18 protein-coding genes are annotated in these 14,704 nt (G+C 54.4%); 11 read left to right on the top strand and 7 right to left on the bottom strand.

Annotation, left to right across the window (positions count from 1 at the left end):
- Nucleotides 1–14: 14 nt before the first annotated feature.
- Both CU102_RS04825 and CU102_RS04820 read right to left on the bottom strand, forming a co-directional pair.
- Entirely contained in the window at nucleotides 15–2,726 is a 2,712-nt protein-coding gene (locus CU102_RS04825) for a response regulator (RefSeq protein ID WP_106709873.1), read from the bottom strand.
- Complete coding sequence (locus tag CU102_RS04820) at nucleotides 2,723–3,463, bottom strand: Tll0287-like domain-containing protein (protein WP_106709872.1); 741 nt, start codon at nucleotides 3,461–3,463, stop codon at nucleotides 2,723–2,725. Before CU102_RS04820 ends, CU102_RS04825 begins: the two co-directional genes overlap by 4 nt.
- A gap of 349 nt (nucleotides 3,464–3,812) precedes the next feature.
- On the opposite strand from CU102_RS04820, the gene CU102_RS04815 reads away from it, so the two are divergent.
- The 5 genes from CU102_RS04815 to CU102_RS04795 all read left to right on the top strand — a co-directional run bounded on the left by CU102_RS04815 (nucleotide 3,813) and on the right by CU102_RS04795 (nucleotide 6,340).
- Nucleotides 3,813–4,202 carry a hypothetical protein gene (locus CU102_RS04815; RefSeq protein ID WP_166648455.1) on the top strand — a complete coding sequence of 130 codons (390 nt, stop codon included), beginning with the start codon at nucleotides 3,813–3,815 and terminating at the stop codon, nucleotides 4,200–4,202.
- Between the two features lie 18 nt (nucleotides 4,203–4,220).
- The gene (gene minC / locus CU102_RS04810; protein WP_106709870.1) at nucleotides 4,221–4,973 is read left to right on the top strand and encodes a septum site-determining protein MinC; all 753 of its coding nucleotides are present in this window, start codon (nucleotides 4,221–4,223) and stop codon (nucleotides 4,971–4,973) included.
- 31 nt (nucleotides 4,974–5,004) lie between these two features.
- Nucleotides 5,005–5,820, top strand: a complete 816-nt coding sequence (gene minD / locus CU102_RS04805; RefSeq protein WP_106709869.1) for a septum site-determining protein MinD — start codon at nucleotides 5,005–5,007, stop codon at nucleotides 5,818–5,820.
- Nucleotides 5,817–6,080, top strand: coding sequence for a cell division topological specificity factor MinE (gene minE, locus CU102_RS04800; RefSeq protein WP_106709868.1), 264 nt, complete (start codon nucleotides 5,817–5,819; stop codon nucleotides 6,078–6,080). The genes minD and minE overlap by 4 nt, the downstream gene beginning before the upstream one ends.
- A gap of 71 nt (nucleotides 6,081–6,151) precedes the next feature.
- A complete protein-coding gene (locus CU102_RS04795) occupies nucleotides 6,152–6,340 on the top strand; it encodes a hypothetical protein (protein ID WP_106709867.1) in 189 nt (62 codons plus the stop codon).
- Between the two features lie 291 nt (nucleotides 6,341–6,631).
- Here the strand turns inward: CU102_RS04795 and CU102_RS04785 are convergent, their stop codons facing one another.
- The 3 genes from CU102_RS04785 to CU102_RS04775 form a co-directional block, all read right to left on the bottom strand.
- A complete protein-coding gene (locus CU102_RS04785) occupies nucleotides 6,632–6,952 on the bottom strand; it encodes a hypothetical protein (protein ID WP_106709866.1) in 321 nt (106 codons plus the stop codon).
- Between the two features lie 442 nt (nucleotides 6,953–7,394).
- Nucleotides 7,395–8,675, bottom strand: a complete 1,281-nt coding sequence (locus CU102_RS04780; RefSeq protein WP_425351515.1) for a type II toxin-antitoxin system HipA family toxin — start codon at nucleotides 8,673–8,675, stop codon at nucleotides 7,395–7,397.
- Nucleotides 8,675–8,932 carry a helix-turn-helix domain-containing protein gene (locus CU102_RS04775; protein ID WP_106709865.1) on the bottom strand — a complete coding sequence of 86 codons (258 nt, stop codon included), beginning with the start codon at nucleotides 8,930–8,932 and terminating at the stop codon, nucleotides 8,675–8,677. Before CU102_RS04775 ends, CU102_RS04780 begins: the two co-directional genes overlap by 1 nt.
- Before the next feature lie 187 nt (nucleotides 8,933–9,119).
- Here CU102_RS04775 and CU102_RS29380 point away from each other — a divergent pair, with 187 nt between their 5' ends.
- Both CU102_RS29380 and CU102_RS04760 read left to right on the top strand, forming a co-directional pair.
- The gene (locus CU102_RS29380; RefSeq protein ID WP_133624568.1) at nucleotides 9,120–9,500 is read left to right on the top strand and encodes a hypothetical protein; all 381 of its coding nucleotides are present in this window, start codon (nucleotides 9,120–9,122) and stop codon (nucleotides 9,498–9,500) included.
- Between the two features lie 498 nt (nucleotides 9,501–9,998).
- Complete coding sequence (locus CU102_RS04760) at nucleotides 9,999–10,484, top strand: 6-pyruvoyl trahydropterin synthase family protein (RefSeq protein WP_106709862.1); 486 nt, start codon at nucleotides 9,999–10,001, stop codon at nucleotides 10,482–10,484.
- A 91-nt stretch (nucleotides 10,485–10,575) separates the two neighbouring features.
- Here the strand turns inward: CU102_RS04760 and CU102_RS04755 are convergent, their stop codons facing one another.
- A complete protein-coding gene (locus CU102_RS04755; protein ID WP_133624570.1) occupies nucleotides 10,576–11,001 on the bottom strand; it encodes a hypothetical protein in 426 nt (141 codons plus the stop codon).
- Nucleotides 11,002–11,010: 9 nt separating this feature from the next.
- The gene (locus tag CU102_RS04750; RefSeq protein WP_133624572.1) at nucleotides 11,011–11,388 is read right to left on the bottom strand and encodes a hypothetical protein; all 378 of its coding nucleotides are present in this window, start codon (nucleotides 11,386–11,388) and stop codon (nucleotides 11,011–11,013) included.
- 165 nt (nucleotides 11,389–11,553) lie between these two features.
- Between CU102_RS04750 and CU102_RS04745 the strand changes: the two genes are divergently transcribed.
- From CU102_RS04745 to CU102_RS29695, 4 genes are all read left to right on the top strand, one after another.
- The gene (locus CU102_RS04745) at nucleotides 11,554–12,204 is read left to right on the top strand and encodes a response regulator transcription factor (RefSeq protein WP_106709859.1); all 651 of its coding nucleotides are present in this window, start codon (nucleotides 11,554–11,556) and stop codon (nucleotides 12,202–12,204) included.
- Nucleotides 12,204–12,914: an FkbM family methyltransferase gene (locus CU102_RS04740; RefSeq protein ID WP_106709858.1), complete on the top strand. Its 711-nt coding sequence runs from the start codon at nucleotides 12,204–12,206 to the stop codon at nucleotides 12,912–12,914. Before CU102_RS04745 ends, CU102_RS04740 begins: the two co-directional genes overlap by 1 nt.
- On the top strand, nucleotides 12,901–13,449 hold the full coding sequence (locus CU102_RS29700; RefSeq protein ID WP_166648461.1) for a putative pterin-binding protein: 549 nt from the start codon (nucleotides 12,901–12,903) through the stop codon (nucleotides 13,447–13,449). The genes CU102_RS04740 and CU102_RS29700 overlap by 14 nt, the downstream gene beginning before the upstream one ends.
- Nucleotides 13,450–13,693: 244 nt before the next feature.
- On the top strand, nucleotides 13,694–14,704 hold the full coding sequence (locus CU102_RS29695; protein ID WP_166648462.1) for a sensor histidine kinase: 1,011 nt from the start codon (nucleotides 13,694–13,696) through the stop codon (nucleotides 14,702–14,704).

The following is a 14,704-nucleotide window of genomic DNA, read 5'->3' as shown; positions in this document are numbered from 1 at the left end:
CCTCTTCCGGCTCCTCAGGCTTCTTCGTTGAGTGGCACATGTCGCTTCAGCGCTGCAATAAGATCCGCGCGCCCCCTTGTTCCTTTTCTGATGATTTCGCTCGCGTGCACGCCAAGCCAATCCAGTTCCTCAAGGGTCAAGTCTTTGGACGTTACGATGACAACGGGAATATCGGCGAGGTCCGGTCTCTCCTGGATAGTCCGGAGCAGATCGAAACCATCCATGTTCGGCATCATGAGATCCAGAACCATCACCGTTGGTCGTCCTGCCTCGAGCTGTTCGAGACCGCGTCGCCCGTCGGTGGCCTCCCGAACACGCCAGCCTTCGCGAACCAGCACCCTACGGAAAAGTTCCCGCGTTGCAGGATCGTCATCGACAACGAGCACATCGTGTCGATTGTTGCCCGCAACAGCGTTCAACGTTTCGATCAGCTGTACAGGATCAACTGGCTTGATCAGATGGTCCGCAGCGCCGAAGGCAAGCCCCATCTCACGATCTGACACGACGGTAGCAAGGATTACGGGAATATCGCAAAGCTCCTTATCCGACTTGATTTCGCGCAACACTGACCAGCCGTCCTGCCCGGGCATGATCACATCCAGAATGATCGCATCGGGACGAGCTTCGCGCATGCTGGCCATACCCTGCTCGCCGCCTGCGGCCTCAACCACGTCAAAGCCTGCACCACGGATGACGTCCGACATGAACTTGCGTGCCCGGGATTCATCGTCGATGACGAGGACGGTTCTGCGAGTCCGAACACTAGATGCAGCTTCTGGCAGAGAGATATTCTGCGCCGCTTGCGTTTCGTCGCTGGCTGGAATTTTAAAGCGAAAGGTTGATCCCTTACCCAATTCACTGTCCACTTCGATGGTTCCGCCCATCATCCTGATAAAATGCTGGGTGATCGCCAGACCAAGACCTGTTCCGCCGTAATTTCGGGTGGTCGATGCATCGACCTGTACAAATGCCTGGAAGAGCTTCGCCTGCTGCTCCCGGGTCATTCCAATGCCGTTGTCACTGACAGAAAACTCGAGCCAGTCACCATTCTCATCGGCAAGACGCTCAACTGACAGGCGGATCTCATCGTTTTCGGTGAATTTGGCAGCGTTTGAGAGGAGATTGAAAAGGTTCTGCCGCAGCTTGGTCCTGTCCGTCTCTATTTCATCCGGCTCGACTGAAGCTGTAACCGTCAGCCGGTTACGATTCTTCGCGATTAGCGGGGCAACGGTGTTTTCAACATCAACAAGTAGCTGCTTCACGCTGAGACGCTCGACATAGAGCTCCATCTTGCCAGCTTCGATCTTCGAGAGATCGAGGATGTCATTGATCAGAGCCAGCAGGTGGCGACCGGAGCCCATTATCTTGTTCAGGTCACCGACAAAACCCGGATTGTCAAGATCGCTCGCGTCTTCAATGAGCATCTCGCTATAGCCGATGATTGCATTGAGGGGCGTGCGCAATTCGTGACTCATGGAAGCAAGAAACCGGCTCTTTTCTTCACTCGCAACTTCCGCGCCGCGCCGTGCCTCCTCTAGTTCCGTCTGGCGAAGTTTCAAATCGGTGATGTCCGTATAGACCGCCACTGTACCCCCTTCGGGGGTCTTGCGCTTGGCAATGCGAAGCCACGTCCCATTGGCAAATTGCCGTTCTATCATGCCTTGCTGTTCTCTGTGACGACGCATTGCCTCGTTCACCCAATTCTCCACGCCTCCGCTGTCGATCTCTGCGGTCCCGCGTTCCGCTTGCGCGCGAATGATCTCCTCGAATGTCCGGCCAGGGGTCATCAGATCCGCAAGCTCCGGGAAGATCTCAAGATACCGCTGGTTGACCAGGAGCAACTGGTCCTTGGCGTCGAAGAATGCGAAACCGTCGGGAATGGTCTCGATTGCGGTTAGCACAGTGTTTCGCTGGCGCTCGGCGGCAGCTTCCAGCGAGCGGCGCTCGGCCTGACTGTCGCGAAGCAGTCGCAGCGTCTTTGCAAGCCTCCCGAATTCATCACGGCCTTCCGGCGGCAGTTCGACATTTTCCTGCCCTGCTGTCAGTTGGACCATGGCTTTGTCGACACGGCCGAGCGGTACCAGAATTGACCGAAGCACCAGGACAGTCATGATTGCTCCGGCTATCGTAATGAGCGCAACCGCAATCAGAGCCCGCTTATAGGTCCTTTGTGCCATGGTTCCGGCCGCGTCGCGCGCTCGGTCGGCCTCCATCTCAAGTCGCTCTTCAAGTGCCATGAGGACCCCGTCGATTTCGTCGCTATAGCTTCGGGCAGCAGCCAGTAGCGTATTGCCGATGACGCGGTTGTCATCCGTATAGGCATCAACCGCTTGCATTGCCTTTTCGAAATAAGACTTCGAACCCTGCTGGATGGTGTTGGCAACATCGGGCGCGAATACCTTGATACGCGTCAAATCCTCCTCCAATGCGGCGCGAGCCGCCTCGGCCCGTCGCTCGGACAAGGTCAGGAGGCTCACCGACAGGTCCGTGAGCCAATAGCGTGCTTCACCAAAATGCCGGTGCGCCTTGGCGGCGTCGTCGAACATGTGAAAGCGGGCGTTGGCTTCCTCCACACGCCGCTGGTTCTCAAGCAGATCGTGAGCCATGAAGGCAACGCTTACAAGCAAGGCACCAAGCAAGGCAGCCGAAAGACAGACAAGGCGGATCGGGATTTTTCGATCCGTCAACTGGCCGATACGAGTACGGATGGCGTTGAACGCGCTCATTTGAACAGTGTGATGCTGATTGCACCTGCCAAATCGCCTTCAGCAGCTCCCTCTTTTGGATAGCCAGTAACGTCGACTTCGCCTTTGGGCATACCGTGGCAGATCAGGCATGACGCGGAATAGTATTCGGGAATCAGCATGCGAAATGATGGATGGCCATTCACTTCGACTGCTTCAATAAAGGACTGGCCCTTCGGCCAACCGGGAGACAGGAATTTTTGCTCAATGACACTCTGCTCCCAACTGTCGGGACTGGCCTTTCGATTACGCACCAGATCCACTGGGCCAGTCACCTTCATTTTGGCCCGGTCCCCTACTTTTTCCTCAAAGCGTTCGTTGACCAAACGCGCAAAGGTGGCAGGAATAAATCCCTTGAATCCAACGCCCTTGGCGTCGATCTTTTTCTGATGTTCGTCGACAATCTCGCGCAATGCCTCGATCTGGGCGTCAAAAAGCTGTTTATCCGACTGACTGAAGGTTTCGGTCGCTGAGCTTCCCTGGCGCCCGAACGTTTCGAGAGCCTCGGCTACGACACGTTGGCCGGTGAGGTTTTTCGTTCCAATTGCAGGGTCATTGATAAGGTCTTGATGACTGGAGATGACGCTGCGACCAGCGCGCAAAAAAGCAGCAAGTCGCTCTCCAATCGCGACGTCGTTACTTTCACCAACCGCAACACCAGCGAACAAGCAAAAAGCAAGCGCTGTCAGTAAGACTCCGCATCTCAGTCTGCGATGCATGATAGTCCCCGTTGTTACGATTTTGGCGGCATTGTATCAGACGTACCCACAATAAAAAATGCGCTATTCGGACTAACGTCAGGTACCTGAGCGGTCCGGGTCGCCCTACTTTTCGCATTACCAGGACTGGCAAAATGGGCATCGGCTCCATGTTGTAACCAACCGCCCTATCGCCGCGCGGGCCTACGCCAATGTGACCGATCCGCCGGGCCGACCGGGGATACGCTCATGAGACGGGATGAGCTGTCAGATTCGCCGTACAAGACGGCAGATCCTGAGGAGCGTTGCATTGGAAGAGGACCCCTGCAGTCAACTCAAGGCTCTCTCCAATAGGGCCGGAGACTCTGGCTTGCCCGTCGTGATCGACGAAGTCCAGCGTCTTCCCGAACTCACTTTCGCCCTCAAGCGCATTGTCGACCAGGACAGGCTGCCAACATGTCGAACTGCCCGGCCCGCGATGGATTTGATTGAAGGCAAAGCTCGCCTGTCTCTTGCGCAGCAGGTGAACCAGTTCAATTCCGGAAAGCATGATGTTAGCGGCGATTATGGATTTGAACCCAGGCAGCAGTCGGATACTGCAGTTGCGAGGCCGAACCATAACCGGGTTACGGACGTTCGCAGCGTTCAGATTGGAACCGGCGTGGGCCACACCGCACGAGGGCGTGATTGCAAGATCCTCAGCTATCCTGAATCAGTCAGAATTAACGATCTGTTAACCATCTGCCGCATATACCGTTGAAACGAAAAATTAACCTAGATGACCAAAGTGCTAACAGATTCTCAACCAATACGCCTTAAAGGCCGCTCGTTTCTTGCCCTTGTGCTTGCGCCCGAAGCACCGATTGATCGTTGGCTGGCGCGACTGGACGACCTTGCATCGCGTTCTGCGGGCTTTTTCCTCGGTAAGCCGATCGTTCTCGACGTTGAGAATCTACAAACTGACCGTGCTCAGCTAACGCTCCTGATCGACGAGCTTGCCAGGCGTGGGGTATCGCTCATGGGGATAGAAGGCGCACGCCCTTCACTGCTTGCTCCTGGTATGCCACCAGTCATGAAGGGCGGGAAATCTGCAACGGATTTCCAGGTTCCAGCGCTAAATGCGGTAAAAGAATCATCTACCGGAAACAATCAACCTCCGGTGTCGTCTACGAATTCTCCGGGCGGAGCGCAGATCCGTGTGATGCCGTCGATCATCATAAACGAGCCTGTGCGATCAGGGCAATCGGTGGTCTTTCCGGAAGGCGATGTAACGATCATCGGGTCTGTTGCCTCAGGTGCTGAAATAGTTGCCGGTGGCTCCATCCACGTCTATGGCACGCTACGAGGCCGGGCTATGGCGGGATCGGCCGGGAATGCATCGGCACGCATTTTTTGCCGCAAACTTGAAGCGGAACTGTTGGCCATTGATGGCCTTTACAAGACAGCCGACGATATGGAGCCTCGGCTTCGAGGGAAAGCCGTACAGCTATGGCTCGAAGGAGACACCATATTGGCAGAAACATTTGGTTAGGTCAGTGCTCCGGGTAAGATAGGAAAAGAATATGGGAAAAGTGATAGTAGTTACCTCGGGCAAAGGGGGTGTTGGTAAAACAACGTCAACCGCCGCACTTGGGGCTGCGCTCGCCCAGCGCAATGAGAAGACAGTTGTCATCGATTTCGATGTGGGATTACGAAACCTCGATCTCGTTATGGGCGCAGAACGTCGGGTCGTCTTTGATCTGGTCAACGTCATCCAGGGTGACGCCAAATTACCACAGGCTCTCATTCGCGATAAACGGCTCGATACTCTTTTCCTATTGCCCGCATCTCAAACCCGCGACAAGGACAATCTCACAGCTGAGGGTGTCGAAAAGGTCATCGAAGATTTGAAGAAATCGTTCGACTGGATCATTTGCGACAGCCCGGCAGGAATTGAACGTGGGGCGACGTTAGCGATGCGGCATGCCGACGTGGCAGTCGTCGTTACGAATCCGGAAGTCTCGTCGGTTCGTGATTCAGATCGAATTATTGGCCTCCTAGACTCCAAAACGCTTAAAGCTGAACAGGGTGAGAGAATTGAAAAACATCTTCTCTTAACGCGCTACGATGCGAGCCGGGCTGAACGAGGCGACATGCTGAAGGTCGAAGATGTTCTCGAAATTCTATCCATTCCGTTGCTCGGCATTATTCCGGAGAGTCAAGACGTCCTACGCGCGTCCAACATTGGCTCTCCTGTGACCTTGGCTGATAAGGATAGTGCACCAGCTTTGGCATATTTGAATGCCGCGCGACGCCTCGCGGGCGAAAACGTCCCAGTCTCGATTCCAAGCGAAAAGCGCAGTCTGATAGGTAAGATATTCCGGCGGAGGGCAGCATGAGCATTTTCCGTTTCTTCAATAAGCAGGCTTCGGCGCCAAAGGCACGCGAGCGTCTGCAGATTCTGCTTGCCCATGAGCGTGCGTCACAAGGGCATTCGGACTTGGTCCTTCAATTGCGGGAAGAAATTCTGGCAGTCGTGGCCAAGCACATACAAATCGACAGAGAAAAAGTTCGCGTCAAAATGGGTAGCGATGATCAAGTCTCGACGCTGGAAGTAGACATTGAAATTCCCCTGAACGCTGATGTTCGGGCTGCCTGACTGCCTGACGGAAACAGGCTAAGGGGATTGGGGGGGCAAAATCCAAGCCATCGGAACGAAGGGAGAATAGTATGACCCGGGTTGCACTTCTAGAGCGGTTGAAAGAACTTCAGGGAATGCCAAAGTATAAAAAGCGCGATATTTGCACGGTCAGTGCGTTCCTGCCAATCGATGCATTGGCCAAGCACGTGGCTCTTTGTGAAGAGGCCATTGGAATCGACTGTAACGCTGTGGGCCTCTGCCAGACCGAGAAGCGATAATGTACGAAAAAGACATCGATTCGGTCAGGGCAAATGCTGCAATCCCGTCCGCGACCTTGAATGTAATCGCGTTGGCTGTTTGCAGCCCAACGCAATGCCTTGGCCGTTGAGGGCCGCGTAAATCGCCTCGGTATAGAAGCAACAGCGCGATCCCAACGGTTTCTTGGGTGCCTTGACGGAGAATGCTGCGAGCCATTCGGTCCCCGGTCCAAGTAGGATCGTCGACGTTATTGGTAATCAGGGACATGAGGCGACACCGACCAGAGCCAATCGCTCTTGGAGCAGGCGTTCCTAGTTTGGCCGTGCGGAAAGCTCTGCCGCCACTTTCAGCACCAGGTTTTCAGGAATGCCGACGCTGACGTTCTCAACATCGTCGATCGTCTCGCTGTCGGCTATCCGGATCGGGTTGTGAGTTCCGGACACAATTGTGTTCAGACGTCGTGGAATGGCCGGGATCAAGAACCTCTTGACACATTCGACAAGCACGGCCCGTTTATCGGGTGCGAACTTGCCCCACTTTTCCCGCAGAAGGTGCCCGAACATATTGCCATCGGCAAATCCCCGACGGCTGGCAAGATCAAATGCATGTAGCCGATATTCAATGTGGGTCATGACTATTCCTTAGAATTCGTTGCAAATATCAGTGATCCACAAAGGAGTGGCTTCAATAAGACAGATTTGAATGGGGATACTACTATCAGAGCGAAGCTCACGGTCGAGATCGTCATGGCGGCGACAACACCGATCGCGCGGTGATTTCAAAGGAGCAGGCGACCAGAAGTGGCAATATCGAGCAGACACATAGCGCTGAGGTTCAGCCGCGCGCCCGCTCTTGTCGGTGACTTTGCCCCCAGGTTTTATCCAATTCGACGTTCGCTACAGCTGGTTTTTGACATTCTACCGGCTGTGGGAGTTGGAATTTTTCGCGGTTATGAACCGCCCCCGAATTTTGGATCGCCGGAGGATGCGTTTTCCGGTCGTTCAAGATGGCGGGCCGGTGGTGCCACCACAGTAGAACCTCAGACGACTGCGCCGTTGGCAAGCATGTCGTCTATCAGGCGCGTTCGGTGACTGATCGCCGTTTGTACTGACGCTGTGAGCTGTTCCGGGAATCCGGACGGCAGTGCCGCGATGACCGTTTCGACATGCTTTTCTGTATTCGCTGCGAGGTCTTCAAAAATGGCGCGCATAGCCGGGATTCCAAAGCCAGCGAGGCCTGCCGCTTGCATGAAGTGTCGTGGCACAATGTCATGGATTGCGTTCCAACAGACATCGCGAGTTTGAATTTGTTGCGCGGGACCCGGTTGGCATCAAGGCTGGGCTGGGCCGTCATCACGTCGTAAAGCGGGGTCATGCGGAAGCGTCCGCCCGGGCTGAGGTAGATGCTGAAATTCTTCGCGTGACCGTCCGTCGCGCCGAGCATCCAGAAAATGATGTTGGCGTGCATAAAGGCTGTGATGTCGGCTTCGGGAGTGTCACTGCCTTTGAGCAAGTTGACAATACCGCGCATACCGGGGCCGCCGTCGGATTGGTATTTTCTTGTCGGCGGGACTGATAGCGACTGGCAGGTATCTTCCTGCGGCAGCCGAAGCAGGCGGCCATCCTTCGTCCAGAGGCGGTCGAAGCGTTCGACGATCAGTGTGCGCCGTTCCCCGAAATCAGCGATCTCGACTTTGGCGGTGGGGAGGCCTAGTGCGTCCAGCAGCTTCAGGCAGAAATACTCGTTTTCGACGCTGTTTGAGAGGTCGATCCCGTTAGGCAGTTGGCCGATTTGCGGTTTGAGGATGTGGGTGGTGGCGGTGGTGCCGGTCGGTTTGAACCACTTGCCTTCCATGCGCAACAGGGCAGTTTTTTCCTGGGCGCCTGCAATCGAGATGCGAAAATCTTCATCCTCTCCCATGCCGAGCGGGGCGGCGGCGAGGTTCTTGATGATGTCGGCGACCTCGTCATCACTGACAGGCTTGCCGGTGATGTCGCCGGCAGCGCCGGGATCAGTCCCGTCGGGCAAGAATTGCAGTGCGCCAACGCAGTCATGGCCGAGGGCGGTCAGCAGGCTGAAGGCGTCAGTACCCTCCGCGCCGACCCGCTGCGCTACCCGTTTGCGAACAGGATTGCTGTCTGGGAGCAGGTTGTCCAACACATTGATGACGGGACTTCCTATATAGCGGTCTTCACGCAGGGGCAGTGAGAGCGACACCGGGAGTGTTCCGCGCCAGTCGAGCCAATCTCGTCCGTACTGAAAGTCGATTGCGCCAGTTGACTCGCGGCGCAGTACGCCGACATGACGGCTGTTCAGGAAGACATTAAGCGGGGCATGCGCACGCTTGCGTACCATCAGAACAGGGCCTCGATATCGGCAGCGCTGCCCTTGCTGCGCGGGCGGACAACCAGTTCGAGATTGAGGGCGGAGAGTGCTTCCATCAGCGTGCGCAGCTGTACGGCAGGTTCTCCGGCTTCAAGGCGCGATACAGTGCCTTGGCGCATGTGAATTTGTTCACCAAGCGCGCCTTGGGTAAGTCCGGCCTGTTTGCGGGCGCGGCGCACGATTGCGCCAAGTTGCTTTTCGGTGCGTGCGATCTGGTGGTCAGACATGAAAGCCTCCGCAGATAAATATACGTGAAGGCGTATGAATGGTCAATATACGCGAAGGCGGCTAATTTTGTGATATACGCGAGCGCGGCTGATCCATGAGTATACGCAAAAGCGTATGCAAACTTGTCAGAGGGTGGTTGCCAGTTCTGCAGGCACTTTCCCTGTGCCTTCAAGCAGAAGTACCCAAATGCTTGCTGGACTCGTCAGCCGAAAACCGGACTGGCTTTCCACACCGTTCCAGCGACGCAGCGCATTTCCCGACGAAACTGATCGCAGCGCTTCAGGACGGCAGATATCAAGAACGATTATCGACGCTCGATCTTTCATCGAAGCTCGCGCAATGGACCCAGAAACTCAGGCGATAGTTCGCCGAGAGAGTTTACCATCTGACTGGGAGCATCAACTTTCCGAAGCAAACCAGTGGATTCCATGGATTTGGCAACTACTAGCAAGCACTGATGCGGATACGATCATCGCCGTGCCTTTGGCAAAGCCCAAGAAGCAGCGCGACAAGTATTTTAACGATTTGAGAGAGCTCCGTTCTGTTGGCTTCGCTGATCCATATTGAGAAAGGCGAACAAGAAATGCGATACGAAGCAGCGCTAAACCGTCGAAAGATCGGGCCAACTCTTTGATGCAAATTTTGAGGTAAGTGCTGATGCATTGGAAGAAATCCGTGAGAAAGTTCTTTCGGTATTGAGTGATGATTGCAGGGACGGTTTTGTTAAGTCTCTCGGAATTTAGGGCTGAGCTCTCCGGATGACCAGCGCCGGCGTGCAGACGGGTGTGGCCGCTTGACCGATTGGCAAGCCCGCAGGCAAAGTCCCGACACCGCCAACTCCAACATTGCGCATGGCCCTTGCTTCAGCTCCGCGTCCACGAATAAGAGGGAGACCAGCAGCCAGCCAGAGGCTTTAGTTCCACCCGAAGGAAGTGTGGACTTCGCCCGCCAGGTACAAATTGGCTGTGGGGAGAAACGAGCTGTTTTTGAAGCTCTACATACCGATTTCGACGATATCGTAATTTTCGCGCAAAGTGATCACCAAAGAGAGTAAGCTAACACCAAATGCCTTCACCCAAATCAGATCAAACTATCAGCCGTCCAATCTTCAAGTCAGTCAAGAAGTATGACCACAGTGAGGGCTTGTCGTGTTGTTTCCGTCAGTGGCGTGCAGACCATTCTCATTGCCAGTTCCTTCATGGTTATGCATTGGCCGTGAAATTCGTATTCGCCACACATGACCTCGATGACACAAATTGGTGTTTTGACTTTGGCGGCCTGAAAGATGTGCGTGCCTGGCTGCACTCGTACTTCGATCACACTACGATTGTTGCCGAAGACGACCCCCATATGGCAACGTTTGAAGGTCTTGCTGCGAACAGGCTCATTGATTTACGGGTGTTGCCGGCTGTCGGCTGCGAAGCAGTCGCCCAGTTCATTCACAAGCACGTTTCGGCCGTTGTCAAAGAGAAGACGAACAACCGCGTTTGGCTGGAAAGCGTAGAAATCAGCGAACATTCGGGAAATTCCGCGTGCTATCAGCTGACTTAATTAGTCAAACTGGCTTCAGGCCCAGAGGCGTTAATTTCCCAAATTGCGCCTCGGCCGTCGGACAGACCTGTTCGCCTCTTTGTCGAACCAGCTACCAGTCGGTCCGCTTTGCCAATTCCGTTTTTCTCTTGTTGCGCGCTTCTTCATATTGCAAGAGCGTAACCGCCATTGTCGCTGACGGCACACATTTCTCCTGGACTGCTCTGCGCAACGCATCGTGTTCTGGGATCGCGAGGCTCAATCCCATTGAAAACAAGTGGTTATTGACGGCGCCGCGTGCCCGCAGGAAGATCAGCTTCCAGACCGCCATAATTTCACGATAGGCGCTTTCGGCCCGCTGCCATTGCTCGAGTTCTTCGACAGCACTATCGGCATTCCGGTAACTGTCCAGGCACTGCTGAAGCTCGTCGAACAGTTCAACAAGTGGTTCGATCTCTTTGCTGAAAATGTCGTCGGCGCCAGTGAATACCCCTTTGCGCGTTCCAGAATCCACCATTGTCCAATCCGGTACAGGCATGACGCCGCCTCATTTTTTGCGGCGTGACCGTGTGTTTGTCGGGAGCGTCAGCGAGTGTAAGAGAATGTCGAGTTCGTACTTGTCCAATCCATCATCTCCTTCGGTAAGAAGTGACCGCAAGTGGATAGCCTTCGCGACCATGTCTTCCAGAGTGTTAACAGGAAAGCTCAAAACCTCCGACCGCGCACGCAGTTCGGCGTCCGTTGCTGCGGCCAGGCGCCTTTCCAGTTTCGCGTATTTTTCGTTCGACTCGTCACAGTCTTCCCAGGCACCGTATAGCCAATCGATCTTTTGTCTTGTCACCCGATGCTGTCGAATGACGACCCCAAGCCGGCTTTCGGTACCTTCAACACGCGCCCCATTCATGGTTACAATTGACAAGGTCACGCTTACCCCCTCTTCGGTTGAACTCCATTCAACGATCACGAGACTACACCGAAGGGACTAGGGTCAACAGGGACAACGCTGTCCCTTCATTTCTCTATTAAGGCACGCAAAAGTTGCATCCGCACTATCGACAGGTTTGCTTTGATCTGGCTAGATGAGCAGCGAATGGCAGAATTATTGACCAAACAAATGCAAAACGTGCTGATTATCGAGGATCAGCATCTCATGCGGACGATTCTTGTAGATGAGTTGAAGACGGCGCTTACAACCTGCTTTGTGCAAGGCGCAGCCAACATCTCACAGGCCATCGACATGCTGGAAACTAGTCAATTCGATTTAGTGATTATTGATCCCGGTTTGCCCGGTTTCGACCCGCGGTCCCAGGCTGACCGCATTGCTGTTGTGCAAATGATTGTAGAGCGATCTCCCAATGCGATCCATTTTGTGATTACCGGATCGGATACAGACGAAGAATGGCGGGCGTTCCAGAAACTTGGCGTTTCTGCCTACCTTGCCAAGAACTTTATTCGACCTGGATCCATGATCGAGGTTCTGGATGATTTCGCAAATGACGGACAAAGCGTCCGCTTTTCTGACGAGGCACCATCTCCCCCGGAATTTGTCTATTCGGGTCTCACTCCCCGAGAACAGGAAATAGTGAACTGGATGCGGCAGCGGCCAGCTGGCAAGAGCCGAAGAGAAATATATGACGAACTCGGCCATCGCTTCGACATAGATGCCGATTCCGCAGAGAAATATTACAAGCGGGCCCGCGCTAAACTTCTGAAAACAGGTATTCTACCGAAAGGACTATAATGCCGAACACACTCAGGCTACACGGACTTTCTGTTCCGATTTCCCCCGACGATGTATCCGACATTATATGGTCAGCCCTTCAAGACGGTTCCTACGAAGCCAAGGAAGCTCGATGGGCAGTGAAAGCCGTAAGGCCAAATGACCGCATTCTCGAGCTGGGTAGCGGGATTGGTGTAATTACCTCACTGCTGGCGGGCGTTGAGGGAGCGCATGTAATGGCTTTTGAAGCCAACCCACATACCGTCCGCCTGGCCGAAATAGTCATCAAAGCCAACAACCGGAACAACGTGGCATTGGAACATGGATTGTTGACGGCCGGGCCTTCGCGTGACTTCACCTTTTATGTGCGCGAAGATTTATGGATGTCGTCATTGCTCAAGCATCAAGGACCCTATATCGACACCATCCAGGTCAAGTCTTCCAACATCGATGAGTTCATCACGAGCTTCAACGTTGATCTCGTCGTCATGGACATCGAAGGAGCAGAGCTTGATCTGCTCACGCACGCCAGACTGCCCGGAGTTGAACGCGTGTTTCTGGAATTCCACGATCATTTGTACGGTCTGGAAGGTGTCCGGCAAGTCACAAGTGCCATGGCCGACAAAGGCTTTGCATACGATCCGCGGGGTTCCAGCGGTCCGTGCGTGCTTTTTTCTCGCAACACCGATCCACGGACCTACGAACCGGAGGACATTCATGCGGCTGCCTAGATTTATCTTGACCGCCTTTTTCGCAGCGGCACTCGCCTCCGTCGCTGCCCAATCTGCCGGGCACGATCCTGCTGTCATCAATATCGAAAAAGCGGCGGGCGAAAATCTAGCAACTTATGCCTTCGAACAACTCAAGCAGGACTTTCCACAACACGAGATCGACACGGCGACGCCCTGGAGCAAGTCCGGTGAGAAATTCAGATACAGGGGCCCCTCGCTCAAGGATGTTCTCGCCAAGCATGGAATCGACACTGGCATCAGTGTCGAAGTCACGGCTTTCGATAACTACATCACCAAAATCACCAATGAAGAGATCGCGGCCTATGCTCCCATTGTGGCTGTCGAACGAGCTTGCACCGACAAAGACCGTTCAGGCGGAGCGTGCGATCCTGGCAAGGATTTCAAACCACTTTCTCTTGAGGACGGCGGTCCGTACTACATCGTTTGGCCTCTCGACCGGCTTCCAAAATCATATGTACCTGGCCGCAACTCGATTTGGGTCTGGTTCGCGATCAAGTTTCGCCCGGCCGACTGACATGGATTGGGGTCGATACCTCACGGCCACCCTTTACGTGGTGCTCGTCGTTGCAGCCGGGTTATGCTTCTGGTCGTTCCTGCGCTCAGATGTTTATCGCGTTCAGACCGACGAGATCATGAGCCAGACTTTCGAAATTCAGGACCGTGCATCCCAGGCACGTGAAAAACTCGCGACGATCAAGGGTTACCTCTTTGTCGCCGCGGCAACGAAGCAACCGCAACCCCGCCTGTTGGCGGAAGTCATGTTGCTTTCGTTCAATCTGAAGGCGCTTTCGCAACTGGAATATGTTGACCGATTCCTGGATGCGCCAGAAATTGATTTGTTAAAACGGACGGTGACGGCGATCGATGAGACGCTCTTGCCGCACATCAGGGCGAATGGTCAGTTGGACGAAGCCCTGCAATCCGTTGCAAAGTTTGAAGCAGATGTCTTTCGAATTTCCGGCGCTACCCTCGCACACAGCCTGACCTTGCGCGCCACTGCTGCCATCGAGGCTAATGCAATCAGGAACAAGCTCTTCTTTGCCGTAGCTATTCTGGTATTGAGCATAGCGGTGCTTTTCATATTGCAGCAGAACTCACTCGCGCGGCGCAAGGACCATCACATTCGATCGTTTGCGTCCCTTTTCGCACACATGACGCGATCGCGCATCGCTGCGTTACGCCTCTTCCTGAGTTATCTCGGAAGTGACCGTCCTCCATCACCAGAGGCGCTCTCGGCCGCCCGCAGCACGATTTCTGAACTGGATGATATCAACGAAGGAATGATGACTATGGGCCATGCACGGACACGGTCCAAGACTGCCACGCTGGGTGACTTGCTTGTAGATATTGAAAAGAGCTGCCCGACCGAGTTGCATATGGAAATTGATGATGTAGCCAGTGCCACAGTCGTCCCGGCATCCCAATTTCATCTGCTTATCGACGAACTGGTCCGAAATTCCGTTAATGCCGTGGTGAGAAGACCGGATCCATTGATCACGATCAAGGCGGAGGTCAGGCACCGGTTCTGGCGACGCGCACAGCTTGTCCTTACGGTGACCGATAATGGTGTTGGTATGACGTCGTCCATCCTCGCCAAAGCTCGGGAACCGTTCTTTTCGACAAAAGCAGGCGTGCATGTTGGGCTTGGCCTGACCAACTGTGTTGAACTCGTTAGAACAATGGCTGGCAGGTTGAAAATTACGTCTGAGCCCAACTCCGGAACGGTTGTCCGTATAGAGTACGCACTAGTTGCACAGTCTCTTAAGTGA

Source organism: Phyllobacterium brassicacearum, from assembly GCF_003010955.1.
Taxonomy (GTDB): domain Bacteria; phylum Pseudomonadota; class Alphaproteobacteria; order Rhizobiales; family Rhizobiaceae; genus Phyllobacterium; species Phyllobacterium brassicacearum.
This window is presented reverse-complemented; position numbering and strand designations above follow the sequence as displayed.

Coding starts and splice junctions, on each gene's coding strand:
- CU102_RS04825 (WP_106709873.1), bottom strand. CDS start 2,726: ATGAGCGCGTTCAACGCCATCCGTACTCGTATCGGCCAGTTGACGGAT.
- CU102_RS04820 (WP_106709872.1), bottom strand. CDS start 3,463: ATGCATCGCAGACTGAGATGCGGAGTCTTACTGACAGCGCTTGCTTTT.
- minC (WP_106709870.1), top strand. CDS start 4,221: ATGACCAAAGTGCTAACAGATTCTCAACCAATACGCCTTAAAGGCCGC.
- minD (WP_106709869.1), top strand. CDS start 5,005: ATGGGAAAAGTGATAGTAGTTACCTCGGGCAAAGGGGGTGTTGGTAAA.
- minE (WP_106709868.1), top strand. CDS start 5,817: ATGAGCATTTTCCGTTTCTTCAATAAGCAGGCTTCGGCGCCAAAGGCA.
- CU102_RS04795 (WP_106709867.1), top strand. CDS start 6,152: ATGACCCGGGTTGCACTTCTAGAGCGGTTGAAAGAACTTCAGGGAATG.
- CU102_RS04785 (WP_106709866.1), bottom strand. CDS start 6,952: ATGACCCACATTGAATATCGGCTACATGCATTTGATCTTGCCAGCCGT.
- CU102_RS04780 (WP_425351515.1), bottom strand. CDS start 8,675: ATGGTACGCAAGCGTGCGCATGCCCCGCTTAATGTCTTCCTGAACAGC.
- CU102_RS04775 (WP_106709865.1), bottom strand. CDS start 8,932: ATGTCTGACCACCAGATCGCACGCACCGAAAAGCAACTTGGCGCAATC.
- CU102_RS29380 (WP_133624568.1), top strand. CDS start 9,120: ATGCTTGCTGGACTCGTCAGCCGAAAACCGGACTGGCTTTCCACACCG.
- CU102_RS04760 (WP_106709862.1), top strand. CDS start 9,999: ATGCCTTCACCCAAATCAGATCAAACTATCAGCCGTCCAATCTTCAAG.
- CU102_RS04755 (WP_133624570.1), bottom strand. CDS start 11,001: ATGCCTGTACCGGATTGGACAATGGTGGATTCTGGAACGCGCAAAGGG.
- CU102_RS04745 (WP_106709859.1), top strand. CDS start 11,554: ATGGCAGAATTATTGACCAAACAAATGCAAAACGTGCTGATTATCGAG.
- CU102_RS04740 (WP_106709858.1), top strand. CDS start 12,204: ATGCCGAACACACTCAGGCTACACGGACTTTCTGTTCCGATTTCCCCC.
- CU102_RS29700 (WP_166648461.1), top strand. CDS start 12,901: ATGCGGCTGCCTAGATTTATCTTGACCGCCTTTTTCGCAGCGGCACTC.
- CU102_RS29695 (WP_166648462.1), top strand. CDS start 13,694: ATGTTGCTTTCGTTCAATCTGAAGGCGCTTTCGCAACTGGAATATGTT.